Source organism: Paraburkholderia guartelaensis, from assembly GCF_004353905.1.
GTDB lineage: Bacteria > Pseudomonadota > Gammaproteobacteria > Burkholderiales > Burkholderiaceae > Paraburkholderia > Paraburkholderia guartelaensis.
The window spans coordinates 26811-39583 of the sequence record NZ_SMOD01000057.1 but is presented as its reverse complement, the minus strand read 5'-3'; the positions used below and the strand labels follow the sequence as shown (position 1 = coordinate 39583).

At 61.1% G+C, this 12773-nt stretch carries 12 protein-coding genes and 1 pseudogene; 8 read left to right on the top strand and 5 right to left on the bottom strand.

The window, feature by feature from the left end; genetic code table 11:
* Both E1N52_RS38980 and E1N52_RS38975 read left to right on the top strand, forming a co-directional pair.
* Positions 1–139: pseudogene (locus E1N52_RS38980) on the top strand (IS5/IS1182 family transposase); the annotation flags it as partial.
* Positions 140–653: 514 nt separating this feature from the next.
* Positions 654–1673 carry a lipase family protein gene (locus E1N52_RS38975; protein ID WP_133189959.1) on the top strand — a complete coding sequence of 340 codons (1020 nt, stop codon included), beginning with the start codon at positions 654–656 and terminating at the stop codon, positions 1671–1673.
* A 349-nt stretch (positions 1674–2022) separates the two neighbouring features.
* Here E1N52_RS38975 and E1N52_RS38970 read toward each other — a convergent pair whose 3' ends face one another.
* Complete coding sequence (locus tag E1N52_RS38970) at positions 2023–5169, bottom strand: error-prone DNA polymerase (protein ID WP_133189957.1); 3147 nt, start codon at positions 5167–5169, stop codon at positions 2023–2025.
* A gap of 219 nt (positions 5170–5388) precedes the next feature.
* Between E1N52_RS38970 and E1N52_RS38965 the strand changes: the two genes are divergently transcribed.
* From E1N52_RS38965 to E1N52_RS38955, 3 genes are all read left to right on the top strand, one after another.
* The gene (locus tag E1N52_RS38965; RefSeq protein WP_133189955.1) at positions 5389–5727 is read left to right on the top strand and encodes a hypothetical protein; all 339 of its coding nucleotides are present in this window, start codon (positions 5389–5391) and stop codon (positions 5725–5727) included.
* A 116-nt stretch (positions 5728–5843) separates the two neighbouring features.
* Positions 5844–6203 carry a hypothetical protein gene (locus tag E1N52_RS38960; protein WP_133189953.1) on the top strand — a complete coding sequence of 120 codons (360 nt, stop codon included), beginning with the start codon at positions 5844–5846 and terminating at the stop codon, positions 6201–6203.
* Positions 6204–6405: 202 nt separating this feature from the next.
* Positions 6406–6738 carry a hypothetical protein gene (locus E1N52_RS38955; RefSeq protein ID WP_133189951.1) on the top strand — a complete coding sequence of 111 codons (333 nt, stop codon included), beginning with the start codon at positions 6406–6408 and terminating at the stop codon, positions 6736–6738.
* A 217-nt stretch (positions 6739–6955) separates the two neighbouring features.
* Here E1N52_RS38955 and E1N52_RS38950 read toward each other — a convergent pair whose 3' ends face one another.
* Entirely contained in the window at positions 6956–8431 is a 1476-nt protein-coding gene (locus E1N52_RS38950) for a Y-family DNA polymerase (RefSeq protein WP_133189949.1), read from the bottom strand.
* Positions 8352–9068: a translesion DNA synthesis-associated protein ImuA gene (gene imuA / locus E1N52_RS38945; protein WP_205965742.1), complete on the bottom strand. Its 717-nt coding sequence runs from the start codon at positions 9066–9068 to the stop codon at positions 8352–8354. Before imuA ends, E1N52_RS38950 begins: the two co-directional genes overlap by 80 nt.
* Positions 9069–9238: 170 nt before the next feature.
* Between imuA and E1N52_RS38940 the strand changes: the two genes are divergently transcribed.
* Positions 9239–9505, top strand: a complete 267-nt coding sequence (locus E1N52_RS38940; protein ID WP_069268364.1) for a BrnT family toxin — start codon at positions 9239–9241, stop codon at positions 9503–9505.
* The gene (locus E1N52_RS38935) at positions 9492–9794 is read left to right on the top strand and encodes a BrnA antitoxin family protein (RefSeq protein WP_133189966.1); all 303 of its coding nucleotides are present in this window, start codon (positions 9492–9494) and stop codon (positions 9792–9794) included. Before E1N52_RS38940 ends, E1N52_RS38935 begins: the two co-directional genes overlap by 14 nt.
* 328 nt (positions 9795–10122) lie before the next feature.
* On the opposite strand, the gene E1N52_RS38930 is transcribed toward E1N52_RS38935, so the two are convergent.
* Positions 10123–10311: a hypothetical protein gene (locus tag E1N52_RS38930; RefSeq protein ID WP_133189947.1), complete on the bottom strand. Its 189-nt coding sequence runs from the start codon at positions 10309–10311 to the stop codon at positions 10123–10125.
* A 753-nt stretch (positions 10312–11064) separates the two neighbouring features.
* Positions 11065–11403: an H-NS family nucleoid-associated regulatory protein gene (locus E1N52_RS38925; protein ID WP_246089412.1), complete on the bottom strand. Its 339-nt coding sequence runs from the start codon at positions 11401–11403 to the stop codon at positions 11065–11067.
* Between the two features lie 421 nt (positions 11404–11824).
* Here E1N52_RS38925 and E1N52_RS38920 point away from each other — a divergent pair, with 421 nt between their 5' ends.
* Complete coding sequence (locus tag E1N52_RS38920; RefSeq protein ID WP_246089411.1) at positions 11825–12667, top strand: H-NS histone family protein; 843 nt, start codon at positions 11825–11827, stop codon at positions 12665–12667.
* Positions 12668–12773: the final 106 nt, after the last annotated feature.

Sequence of the window (12773 nt, the reverse complement as noted above, 5' to 3'; positions counted from 1 at the left end):
TTTCGGCTGGGCCAAGACCGTGGGGCGCATGCGCCAGGTGATGGTGCGTGGCTTGAAGAAGGTGGACCAGATGTTCGTGTTGAATATGGCGGCCTACAACCTTGTGCGCATGCGATCGCTGGCACAGGTGCGTCCATAGTGGCGGGAAAGCGGCAATGAGGCCAAAAAAGTAGCCTCAAACCGCCGAAACAACGTTGAATTCGCGTTGAGATTGCGCAATCTGAAAAATTTTGCGGCAGGAGCCGCGTAAGCGGAACAAGGCCGTCTCCGTTGGGCTGTATTTCAGCGGCCTGTTAGGAGTTGTCGCTCGTCCGACGCTCTCCTTGTGCATTCAGATGCCAGTCCCCCATGCGATCGGCCGATACCCGGAGATAAACGATGTGTACATAAGCCTTCGTCGAGTCCTTTCCTGATTTCACATCCCATGCCGAAAATAACGCTTTTCAGAACGTAAGCCATGCGTATGTGCGTCGACACACATAACGCGAAGGCATCACCGTGTTAATTCGGCGCAACCGTCTATTGTTCGGTTTTAGAAATATGGAGAGAGGCGCGATCTGGCGACTCTGTCAGTAAATGTTCTATATCTTTGAGCCTTTCGACTGCGCCCTCGTAGTCGGCGGGGTAAAAGAACGCTTAAGAGTGGGGCTGCAATGAGCGCAACTACACCAGCAAAAGAGAGTAGCTTCATGGCGGATTTGCGTCGCTTCTTCAGAAGCATGAAGCAGACGCGACAACAGGTACTCGTCAGGATGCCAGGTTGGCGAACATACGGGTACCCTGAAGACGCGATTACACAGGCAAAAAATCACTGGGAGTATGCGCTATTGAGTCTGGTCGCCTATGCGAAAGCCGCAGCCATCAAGAGAGCGATGACAAAGCTACAGTTGCTCCCGACAAGCGCTGAATTTGTTGAGAAGTCAAGGCCAGACTATACGAAACTCAATTTCGATCCTGAGGACGAACTGATAAAAGCCGGATGGGTATGCTACAACACGTTCGTTGACGACCGGCTCGACGCTGCATTCAAGGCCGCTCACCTTCGACTTGAAGTCTGGATGAAGAAGGATAGTTCCGCTCTCGCGGTTGCGTTCGGCGGCACGGTGGCAACATCCTTGCGAGACTGGCAGGCTAACCTGCGCTGGATTCTTCCGAAGCTGCCGGGGCGACCGGACGAGTACACCGTTTGTGTAACAAAATTCGTCCCTGGATTTCTTGCAGCTCTCGAAAAGGAGTCCTTAGAGAAGCCGCCCGTCATTTATTCGACAGGCCATTCGCTTGGCGGGGGACTTGCCCAGCAGTTCGCTTACGCGCTCCCTGATCAACTCGCGCAGCAAGGTCTGAGCCTGCCCAGGGTCATTCAGGTATATGCCTTCGATACATCGCCAGTCACCGGATTCTATAGCCTGGAAGAAGCGATCCGCGCACAAAACGCAAAAGGGCTGCAAACGGACCGGGTGTTTGAGCGAGGTGAGGTGCTCGCGTTTCTCCGCGCAGTCCTCGCGTTAGTACGTCCCCCATCGAGGATCAACCCGGCGATTCGCACGGTCCGCTACAATTTTCTTGGTCGGGTATGGCCAATACATGCGCACAACATCAGCCTACTCGCTCAGGCGCTGTATGACGCAACACATGTGAGCCAACCCAGTCCGCCTCGTCCACCCAGCTCATAGGGCGTTAGTTGTTCAGTTTGACTGAGTTCAAAGCGACGCCAGCACGCCCGTACCGTCAAGTACGGTAAGTTTCGGTGCGGTCAGCGAGGTCTGCGCGGTCGCTGCCCTCGGCGCGCCGGATGATCGCCGCGGCATAGTCCTTGTATACTTCGTCGCGCCACGGGCTGTCTGGCGCCTCGATCCCCCGAAGTGCTTGAGGAGTTGATCGCGGCGCGCGGCGGCGTAATTTGTGCACATGGGCCACTCCGTACCCTTGCTAAGCGTTCATCTTAGCCGACGCTACCTCGCGCGGCATTGAGTTCCATGATACTGCGCGATTCCAACATGGATGTTCATCGAGTATTCTCCACTAGCAGAAGTCACGACTCACGGTTGGAAGCTCGCCAAGCAAAGCGGTAACGTCAACGAGCCGGTTTGCAACGAGATGCCGTACCTCGCCCTCGCGCTGCCACACGCCATAGACCGCTAGCAACGACGATCCGAGCGCCTCGCGGCGGAACTTCTCCAGCACGGACTGCCAGACGATGATGTTCACGCTGCCAGCCTCGTCTTCCAGCGTCATGAACATCACGCCTTTCGCCGTACCCGGGCGCTGCCGGACGGTGACGATGCCGCAGGCGCGCGCCAGTTGTCCATTACGATAGCGCATGAGCGCATCTGAAGGCACGAGCCGCATCTTTGCGAGGCGGGGGCGCAGCAGGGCGAGCGGATGACGGCCGAGCGTGAGACCCGTCGAACGGTAGTCGCTCACGATCTCCTGCCCTTCGGTCATCGGGGCGAGCTCAGGAGTCTCGTCGTCGTCGGTGGCGCCACGCAACAGGTCGCGATCGGGGACTGCGGCAACGGCCTGCCAGAGCGCTGCGCGCCGCTCTCCCGCGAGAGAGAGCAGGGCGTTCGCGGCGGCGAGCACCTCGAGGTCGCGTCGATCAAGTTGCGCGCGGCGTGCGAGATCGGAGACGTCGCGGAATGGCCGGACCGCACGAGCCATCTCAATGCGCGCTGCCGCTTCCGCTTTCATGCCACGAACAAGCGACATGCCAAGCCGTAACGGATCGCGCGTCGTGGGACCTTCAATCGCGCAATCCCAGTTGCTCACGGTCACGTCGACGGGGAGAACACGTACTCCGTGGCGCTTCGCATCCTGGACAAGCTGGGACGGTGAATAGAACCCCATCGGCTGCGAGTTGAGCAACGCACATGCGAACACCGTGGGCTCGTGACACTTCAGCCACGCGCTCGCGTAGACCATCAGCGCGAAGCTCGCCGCGTGGCTTTCAGGAAAGCCGTATTCGCCGAAACCCTGGATCTGGGCAAAGATCTGTTCAGCGAATTCGCGCTCGTAACCGCGCTCAAGCATGCCGTTGACGATGCGGTCGTAGTAGACGCCGAGTCCTCCCTTGCGACGCCACGCTGCCATCGCACGGCGCAACTGGTCGGCTTCGCCTGCAGAAAAGCCCGCCGCAAGCATTGCAACCTGCATGACCTGCTCCTGGAAGATCGGCACGCCCAGCGTACGGGCGAGGGCCTGCTCCATCTGTGGACTCGGGAACGTCACCGGCTCGATCCCCTGGCGCCGGCGCAGGTACGGATGGACCATGCCGCCCTGGACCGGGCCCGGCCGCACGATTGCCACTTCGATCACCAGATCGTAGAACTGGCGCGGCTGAAGTCGAGGCAGCATGCTCATCTGCGCGCGAGATTCGATCTGGAACACGCCCACGGTATCCGCACGGCAGATCATTTCGTACGTCGAAGCGTCTTCTGCCGGAATGTCCTGCAGTTCGAACACCTCGCCGCGCTTTTCAGAAATCAGTTCGAGCGCGCGGCGCACGGCCGAAAGCATCCCCAGTGCGAGCACGTCTATCTTCAGGAGCCCAAGCGCCTCGATGTCGTCCTTATCCCACTGGATGATCGAGCGGTCGGCCATCGCGGCGTTTTCGATTGGCACGAGTCGCGAAAGCTTGCCCCTGCTGATGACGAAGCCGCCGCTGTGCTGTGAGAGGTGACGCGGAAAGCCAAGCAGCAGGGTGGCGAATTCAGCCCACTGCACGATGAGTGGCGCCTGCGGGTCGAGGCCCGCTTCCTCAAAGCGGCTGAGCAGGTCTTCCTTCGAGTCGAACCAGTGATGGGCCTTGGCAACCCGATCGACGATGGCCAGGTCAACGCCGAGCGCTTTGCCCGATTCACGGAGCGCGCTGCGAGGGCGATAGGTCGTTACGGCAGCCGTCAGCGCTGCGCGCTCGCGCCCGTACTTGCGGTAGATGTACTGGACGACTTCCTCACGTCGCTGGTGCTCGAAGTCGACATCAATGTCTGGCGGCTCGCCGCGCTCCTTGCTGATGAAGCGCTCGAACAGCATTGACGAGCGTGCAGGGTCGACCTCGGTCACGCCCAGGCAGTAGCAGACCGCGGAGTTGGCGGCCGAGCCGCGTCCCTGGCAGAGAATCCCCTCGTTGCGTGCAAAGCGCACGATGTCATACACGGTAAGGAAGTATGGCTCGTATCGAAGGTCGGCAATCAACGCGAGTTCGTGCTCGATCTGCGCCTGGACCTTGTGCGGAATGCCAGCGGGCCACCGCCGGTGAGCGCCGGTATACGTTTCCTGGCGCAGGTAGGCTTCGGGCGTGAAGCCGTCGGGCACAAGTTCGTCCGGATATTCATAGCGGAGCTCGTCGAGAGAGAAGGTGCAGCGGCGCGCAATCTCGATGGTCTCGGCGAGTGCGCGTGCCGGATAGAGATTGGCCAGACGTAATCTCGAACGCAGATGCTGTTCGGCGTTGGGCGCGAGGTCATAGCCGCACTCGGCAACCGGCCGCCCGAGCCGGATGGCAGTCAGCACATCCTGAAGCGGCTTGCGCGAGCGAACGTGCATGACGGGCGCGCCGGTGGCCACCACGGGCACGGCGTGGCGCGCTGCAGCCCGCTCGATCGCGCCGCGGTGAAGGTCGTCCATCGCGCGGGCATGAAGCGTGAGCGCGATCCGCGCGCGTTCACCGAACGTCGGTGCGAACCATGCGACTTGCGCATCAAGGCGCGTCTCGTTCGCCGGGTACTCCGGGATGAGGATCGCAATGCAGTCCGGCAGTCCCTTCAGGTGTCTGTGCGAAGCCTCCGGGTGATCCAGGTCGCGTGTGGCGAGCCGGTAGCTACCCTTGTCCGCACGCATGCGCGCAAGCGTGATCAACTCACTGAGATTGCCGTAGCCCTCCCGCGTCATGGCAAGGGCGGTAAAGCGCAAGGCGGGCGAGCCGTCGGCATTCATCAGCGCAAACTCGGACCCCACGATGAACGGGATATTCGCGCGTTTTGCTTCGACGTGCGCGCGCACGACCCCGGCCAGCGAACACTCGTCGGTCACGGCGATTGCCGCATAGCCCAGTTGCGCCGCACGCGCGGCGATGTCGTCGGCATGCGAGGCACCGCGGAGGAACGAGAAGTTTGAGGCGCATTCGAGTTCCGCGTACGCCGGCAGTCCGCCAAAGTCAGGTGCAGGCATAAATTGCGCGCGCGGCCCAGCCGGTACCCGATCCATTGGACCCGGACACCCTGATTCCGTCTTTCCGCCCCCGACACTGTATATTTATACAGTGGTATTCTAGCGCAACCCGGCTGGCTGGCCAAAATATCGGCTTTTCCCGGAATGAACCGGACTCCGGCGGGCTAACATCGCGGAAAATCCGGCCACGACCGGTTCACAGCAAAGGGAGCACAAACGATGGGACAGGCAAAACAGCGCGGCTCGCAGGAGCAACGTATCGCGCAGGCAAAGGCGAAGGTAGATGCGTTGCGTCCGGAAAAGCTGGTGTGCGGTGCATGCAGGACCGCCTTCAGCGATTTCGACGCGCTCGACACGCGAAACATGGCGGGTATCCAGGCGGCATTCGGCGGCATCTGCCCGTCGTGCGGCGAGACGGTCCTGTCCTTCAGCGGCGAGAAGGACGCTGTCGCGAACGCCATGCTCGCGTGGCAGGACGCGATGGAAAATGAGAGCAAGCTTGGCAAGCAGTCGTCGACGGGCGAACACGTACCCTTCGATGAACAGAAAGACTCTTGACGGCTTGCAGGCGCATGAGCGCGCCATTTCATGGTCCGAACTGACGGGCCAGACACAGGATTGACAACCACTACACATATCGCGCGGCAAAGCCCCGCGCGCAGGGAGGGCCGAGCATGAGCATGCACGAAAACGCTGAGGTACTCCTCGCGTGGTTTCGCGAACGCGCAAGCGCGACGGTGAGCGAGATTGTGGCGTCCGGACTGATGAAGTCGCGCACGGCAACTGACGCCGTGCAGTACGCGCTGCGCAATGGGGCGCTTGAGCGCATCGTGCGTTCAGGTGCAAGCGCGAAGGATCGCGTTCACTATCGGGCGACCGGAGTCGCGTTGCCCGCGCCCCGGGCGCAGGCAGGCCGGCCGTCTTTTGATGGATTGCTGACCGCGTGGGGCATCGTTCTTGAGCCGCCCCGGCTTCTGTCGACGGAGTCCTGCAGGCACCAGATTTCGGATAGTGGACTTCCAGATAACGACTAGCAGGAAAGCGTTGCTGACGACATGGAAGCGCTCTGGTTCTGGTATGCCGCGGTACAGGAGAGGGCGACTGCCATTGTGACCAGGAGGTCGACGTCCTGAGGCAGCTTCTGTCGTGCATCGCCTTTGTGGGTCAGCGCCCGGATTGAAGCGCGACAACAATCTTGCCGTTATCGAAGGAAAGCATCGTTAATCCTTCCCTGTCATGTCCCGAACCAGGCAAGGCGCGTCGACGCGCCGCTGCGGCATTCCATTGGCTGTTCGTTTGCTTCCCCTCCCGGAGAGCGCGGTCCGTCAGCGGATGATCGCGTGTCACATCACGCTTTCCAGCCTCCGGCTGCAGCGCGGCGATCTTGTGCATTTCGTGACGATGGCACAGATCATCGTCAGTACGTCACACCTCTTCGATGCGGGGTATGGCCTGGCGCGCATTGAGGGCTTGACCGAAGCGCACGACGCGCTCGAGCGCAGCCTGCGCGCGGCGCTGGCGTCTGGGGTATCGATCAGGCAACCTTCGAACTGTTCGCAGAACTGCTGACGTTACACGAGGAGCAGTTGCATCTCGCTCCACTCGAAGCCGTCACACGTTCCTCACAACCCGCTCACCTGAGTCGGGCAGACGGGGTCCGGAGTGTGCACCAGGCGGCGGCGTGACGATCACGCCAGAGGCTGTCTGGGGGCCGTTCTGCGCCCAAGCGCACTCGCGGCGGATAACTGGATCACAGCGTTAACGCCCCTGTGCCAACTCCCGCATTTCAGCCAAACAGGCCGTGAAGAAACCAGCGTGGCTCACGCTCATCACGACTGCCGACGCGCTCACGAAACACCCAGTAGTGCAGATGGTTTTCGGCTTCGGCGACGAAATAGTCACGCGTCACGATATGGCCATCCTGCCAGCCACACTCGATCCGCTCGCCGGGCGACACCATGCGCAGCGGTGTGCCGTAGAACGGGCGGTGACCACGCATGATGAGCTGGATGGGCACCTCAAGGAGCCATGCCGGGCGAGGCAAATCCCGCGGCAGATCGGTGCGTGAGGGTTTGGATTCGCTGCAGACCGGCACCCACTGTGCGGCGACTTCGGGGCGGAAGTCGGCGACCGGCGCAGCTTTCATCACATTGGCCGAGCCAAGCCTTGCCGTGAGCAACTCCATGAGGCGCGCGTGATCCTGGGGCGATCCTCCGGGTTCGGGAAACAGCGAGTCACTTGGTGCCTCAGCTTCCCGTACATCTTTCGCTTCGAGCCTCAATGCAATGACCGGCGCCGCGAGTTCGATCCGCGAGAGTCGCTCCTTCAGCAGCCGGACGAGGTGTTCTTCGTGCCACGTCGGCTCGCCCAGCGCGACTTCCACGCCCGTTGGGGGAATCGCATCGCGGCCGCGCTCGTGCTCGAGCGAGACAACGAAACGCGCGACGGCAAGCTGGCGGGCGGCAAGCCAGCCCGTCATCTGCAGCGTAAGCCGGCGCGCGGCGAAGAGCGCCGCTTCAACGTGTTCGATGCGGTCCGGCAACTCGACGCGGGCATCGAACGCGGGCGGCATCGTGAGCCATTCGTGGACTTCAGGGGCTTCACCTTTCGCGCGGTCAAGTGCATCGAGCAACGCAGTGCCGCAGCGCTTTTTCAGTCCGGCGCGCGGCAGGCGTGTCACGTCATCGATCGTTGCGCACCCAAGACCATGGAACCAGTCGGCGAAACGTCTCGCGGCCGGGAGCACGCCCAGCGGGATGCGCTTTAGTACACGCGCAAGGGACCGCTGTGTGAGCGCAACGCCACCACCGGCGCGTGCAATAAGCCAGGTTGCCTCGGCGGTCGGTGCGATTGAAGCCGTGCTCGTCACGCCGAAGTCTGCAACCGTGCGACGCACGCGCCGGCGAAGCGCGCGCAGCCCACCGAATAGCCGCAGGCTGGCGCTCACATCTGCCAGTACGACGTTCTCGTCGGCGATTACGACGTTCGGCGTGAACTGAAGGAGGGCGAACGCGACGCCACGTACCGTCTGCTCTTCACGCGTGAGCTCACGCTCCCTGAGATCGGCGTTCGGCGCGAGCGTGAGCACGCCGCCCCGACGCATGCCATCGACGACTCCCTGCGCCCGCGCGGCTGCGTCGGCATCGAGCACGCGGCCTTTTTCCAGAACGACAAAACCGTTGTCAGACACCGGCATGTACCAGGTTGGGCAGAAGCTCTCGATGGGCAGGCGTGGCAGATGAACGCCGATCCAGTGGTGCATGACGATTCAGGAGAACAGGCGAAGGGGAGAGTGCAACGAATACGGGCTTGTCGCGATGCGGTCCGCGGCGTTTGATGAATGACACGTTCACGCCGTCGGGCGCTGCGTCGATCGAGATACGCAACGGAGCGGGGGACGTCGACTTCGCCGCAGCCGTAGGTCGAAAGAGGAACAGCAACGTGTCCGCGTGCTGCGCGGCGAGATGCAGGCGACGCAGCGCCTCCGGGCGTACCTGCTGCTGCCAGAACAGGAGGGCCCCTGCGGTTCCGGCGCGCAGAATCTGCTCCGCTGCCCACAGGCTGTCCGCAGTCGTGGCTGCCTTGAGCACGCGGATGTTTTCAGCGCCCAGACCCCACCAGGTGAACGCTGCCGGCTGAAGTCGGTGCGGAGGCTGGAGAACGAAGACCGGCCGCGTTGCGACGGCTTCAAGCGCAGTTTTAAGCAGACGCAGTTCGCCGCAGCCCGGCTGCGGGACGATTACTTCGGTCAGGGCCCCCGCCGGCCAGCCGTGGCCCGGCAACTCCGCGTCGAGCGCTTCGTGTCCGCTCGTCACCGTGCGGCCGTGCGCCGAAGCCAGTTGCGAGGCTCGCCACAAATCCGGGTGAATCGCCTCGACGTCCAGTAGCGGCAGCGCCATGGTGCCCCCAATAAATACCTGTATAAATATACAGTGATCGTATCGGGTCCGCTCGCAAAAGTCACGCGATCAGTCGGTGCATGACCGTTTTAATCTTGCGCCAGGACGTACTTTCTGTAACTCCAGAAAGTCCTTGCGTGCTCCTATTTTTCGACACTACAATAAGTTGCATGCGAATCACATTTGACCTTGCGAAGGACGCGTCGAACCAGGAAAAGCACGGCGTATCACTCGCCGAGGCGGCGCGGCTCGACTGGGATGGGATGCTGGTGGTCCAGGACATTCGGCACGAGTACGGAGAGGATCGGTACAGGGGCATTGCCCTGTTAGGGGGCAGGCTGTATAGCGTGGTTTTCACGCCCCGCGACGAAACCATGCGCATCATCAGCCTGCGCAAGGCGAGTAACACGGAGATTGACGCTTATGAGCAAAGCTAAGCTGACACGCAACACCGCCGCAGAGGAAGCGGCAATCCAGCGCGGAATCGAGTCCGATCCGGACAACCCGGAATGGACGGCTGCGGATTTCGCCACGGCGCGTCCATTCGCTGAAGTCATGCAAAAGCGCATGGGCCGCCCGCCGAAGGAGAATCCGAAAGAGCAGGTCACGATGCGCTATGATGCAGAGGTTCTGGAGGCGTTTCGTGCGACCGGCGCAGGCTGGCAGACGCGCATGAATGACGCGCTAAAAACCTACCTGAAAGAGCACCCACTCAAGGCAGCCTAAGAAAGCTGTCGAGCGGCTTGTGGTTGAAACGGAGTTCGGCCAGTGCCGACGAGTATCGGACCATGAAGCTGCCGACGGTCCGGTGGGGCGGCAGATCGGTCGCCGGATAGCGCGACCGGGTCACACGCTGGCACCGGGACGCTGCCAGATCGGGCAGCGCCCTCTGGCAACCGGCAGATCGGTCAACGGTCGGTGGCTGGCGGGAAAACAGGTCGACGCCGGTCAGGAATGACGTCTCGCGGAGGACGCGCCTCGGTGCGCGTCACATTTGCGCTTGCTGACGGGGAAGACGCAGTAAGCACAACGGGCCTTGCGGCCCGTTGTCTGATCAGCGGTCAAGCCGCCGCTCGGGCAGCTCGGGAAATGCACTTCGTGTCGATGTCTTCGCCCGCTTGCGTAGTGGCGCCTTCGTCCCGGAAGTGACCACGACCTTTTTCTTGCTGGAGCGCGAAATACGCACCATGACGGTCGGCGGGGTCGCCACATCCGGCTTGGGCTTCTTCAGGGTTTCGCTCATATCAGCTCTTCACCGAGATAGTCTAGCCGCTTTGTCCAGGCCGGGCTTTGCGCCGCGAGGTCAAACTCCATCTATATGAACGGCCCCTTTTGTTCCAGCTGTCTCATGCATTGACAAGAGAGTAGAGCCGTTTCCGAAGGAGAATTCGCTCTCCGCTGGCCGTTCCTGCGTGCACCGGGTGGTTTCGCGGCTATCGTTTTTCTTTCGTGCGGCACATCGATGCCCGCTGTGAAGGAGAACTGAATGTATCGTGAATCACGCTCGGGCGAAGGGGGAGGGACGACCGCGACTTGAGCGGAAATAACGTTTCATGGCTGTGTCTGCGATTGACATATGTCTGGATTCAGGCACTTCATGAATGCCGCAGTCTGGGCGACTTCGTCACGCTCGGCGTGGGCCATTGAGCCTAACGATGAAGTTCTGGCAGTGACGCGTATCGTCGCGATGAATCTGCTGGACACGGTTGTGAGAAGCGGCCGGATTCTGGCAACGTTCGTTCCAGCTCTCACCTGGACTGGCTCATCTTCAGCAAACGGGTGCTTTGCGCGCCGTCATGTCACAGCAGCAACTCTTCGATTGGTCACCGCACAACTTTCAGTGACTGGCCAGTTTGTGCGGGAAGCGCGGCACATGGCCGTTCGTTCCATGCCTGAAGCTTTATTCCTCAGTGGGCGAGAGTCACGTCAAGTGAATGTCCAGGCATCTGGAGTAAGGAAGCTGACGTCGGATCCCAGGTCCTGATTGCTTCGGCTCTCAGGCGCTCACGTCCTCTGTTTTGATTGTGGCCAGTCTCGAGCCGGCAAACGGGTCATTGCGCCAGTCGGCGCCGGTGCGTTTGTCCGGGTCGCGATTCGACGCGCCGTCAATTGCGAAATGCTCAAGAGACTGGCCGGCACTGATTGCCTGAACCACCCATTGTGGCGGAGCGCCTTTGCCGTCCCATTTGTTGCCCGACGCGTCGCGGAAACGCACTGCCCGCAAACGCTCCTGATCGGCTGCAATTGAAGTAGCGATGTCTTCCGGTTCGATTCCAAAATCAGCCATTCGTCGCCTCAAATAGGCCACGATGCTTTCGCGCTTTCGTTCATCCATTCGGTGTATTCTCCGCGCAACAATCTGTCGTTGGGCAGGTGACTGCAAATCGCGTGCCGCCAGGATGCCACGCGACCCAACGCTGCCCGTGCCGGGGCGGCGAAGAGGGTGGAGCATGTTTAAACCATATTTTGCTGGGAGCGGCGCAGGTGAGGCGCCGCGACTGGCGACCGGTATGAGAGCAGTATAAATCAACCCGAAGGGGACACCAGGTTTGCTTGCGCACGTTGAGTCTCTTTTATTGCGCTCGCGATTCATCGTGCGAATCGAACAGGCGCATCGTTGACTCAAGACCCATACCTCCCCGACCAACGATGCCAGGCACATGTCTGGATAATAGGGAGATGGCTATCTTGCGGCGTAATAGCAAACAAACAAACAAAGAAAGGCAGCGCTGCGGGATGCACAGGCAACATCGGACGTGCATCTATTCCTGAACGCCAGTGACATTCAAACCGTTGCGCGCTGTGCTTTCAATTTGCACGAGTGTACTGATAAAGTCATAATCACGATCGCGTCAATTCTGACGGGCCGACCGAACTTCGAAGTGCCTGGCAAACAAGCCAGGGAAGTTCCAGGATCGCATGAACGGAAAACACCACAGCGAGGAATAGAAATGGTTACCCTGGACGCAATCAACTCGAAAATTGCCAAACTCCAGAAGCAGGCGGCAACGATTGCCGAAAAGCAGTCGTCGGTGGGCCTGACGAAAATCCGTGACCTGATGCAAAAGCATGGACTGACTGTCGCTGACATCGAAGGCTTTGTTGCAAAACGACGCGGTCGCAAACCTGGGACGACGCTGGCAAAGGCAGCAGCAAAAGCGCCGGGTGCGGTCGTGCATCACGTCGCGCCGAAATACGCGGATCCGAAAACGGGTGCGACGTGGTCAGGCCGTGGTCTCGCGCCGCTCTGGATTCGCGACGTCAAGGATCGTTCGAAATTCCTGATTGAAGCTGGGGCAACAGCGAAGACTGCCGGCGCAAAGGCAGCGCCTGCCAGGAAGGCTGCTGCGAAAAAGGTAGCTGCAAAAAAGGTAGCTGCGAAGACGGCAGGCGAAAAACGTGTCGTGGCCAGGAAGGCGGCGAAGACGGCAGTCGCGACGAAAAAGGCTGGCCGGGCAGCAGCGGCGCCGGCAAAGGGTGTGCGTGGGCGCAAGGCCGCAGCACCCGCGAAAAAGGCTTCGGCGCCGCGCAAGGTCGCAGCCCGAAAGGCACCGGCCGCAGTTGAGGCTGCTGCAACGCCTGAAGTCGCAGCAGCGTAAAGGACAACGGCGGTAACGGGCGTTCCAGTCGTAGCTGGCGGAGCGACATGGTGGCCACGCCGCATTTGCGGCCCGCTACGACTGATTACTCAGGTCCCTTCGTGCG

What these genes read in the sequence shown, in the direction of transcription:
- E1N52_RS38975 (WP_133189959.1), top strand. Translation starts at nt 654, where the DNA reads ATGAGCGCAACTACACCAGCAAAAGAGAGTAGCTTCATGGCGGATTTG.
- E1N52_RS38970 (WP_133189957.1), bottom strand. Translation starts at nt 5,169, where the DNA reads ATGCCTGCACCTGACTTTGGCGGACTGCCGGCGTACGCGGAACTCGAA.
- E1N52_RS38965 (WP_133189955.1), top strand. Translation starts at nt 5,389, where the DNA reads ATGGGACAGGCAAAACAGCGCGGCTCGCAGGAGCAACGTATCGCGCAG.
- E1N52_RS38960 (WP_133189953.1), top strand. Translation starts at nt 5,844, where the DNA reads ATGAGCATGCACGAAAACGCTGAGGTACTCCTCGCGTGGTTTCGCGAA.
- E1N52_RS38955 (WP_133189951.1), top strand. Translation starts at nt 6,406, where the DNA reads ATGTCCCGAACCAGGCAAGGCGCGTCGACGCGCCGCTGCGGCATTCCA.
- E1N52_RS38950 (WP_133189949.1), bottom strand. Translation starts at nt 8,431, where the DNA reads ATGCACCACTGGATCGGCGTTCATCTGCCACGCCTGCCCATCGAGAGC.
- imuA (WP_205965742.1), bottom strand. Translation starts at nt 9,068, where the DNA reads ATGGCGCTGCCGCTACTGGACGTCGAGGCGATTCACCCGGATTTGTGG.
- E1N52_RS38940 (WP_069268364.1), top strand. Translation starts at nt 9,239, where the DNA reads ATGCGAATCACATTTGACCTTGCGAAGGACGCGTCGAACCAGGAAAAG.
- E1N52_RS38935 (WP_133189966.1), top strand. Translation starts at nt 9,492, where the DNA reads ATGAGCAAAGCTAAGCTGACACGCAACACCGCCGCAGAGGAAGCGGCA.
- E1N52_RS38930 (WP_133189947.1), bottom strand. Translation starts at nt 10,311, where the DNA reads ATGAGCGAAACCCTGAAGAAGCCCAAGCCGGATGTGGCGACCCCGCCG.
- E1N52_RS38925 (WP_246089412.1), bottom strand. Translation starts at nt 11,403, where the DNA reads ATGGATGAACGAAAGCGCGAAAGCATCGTGGCCTATTTGAGGCGACGA.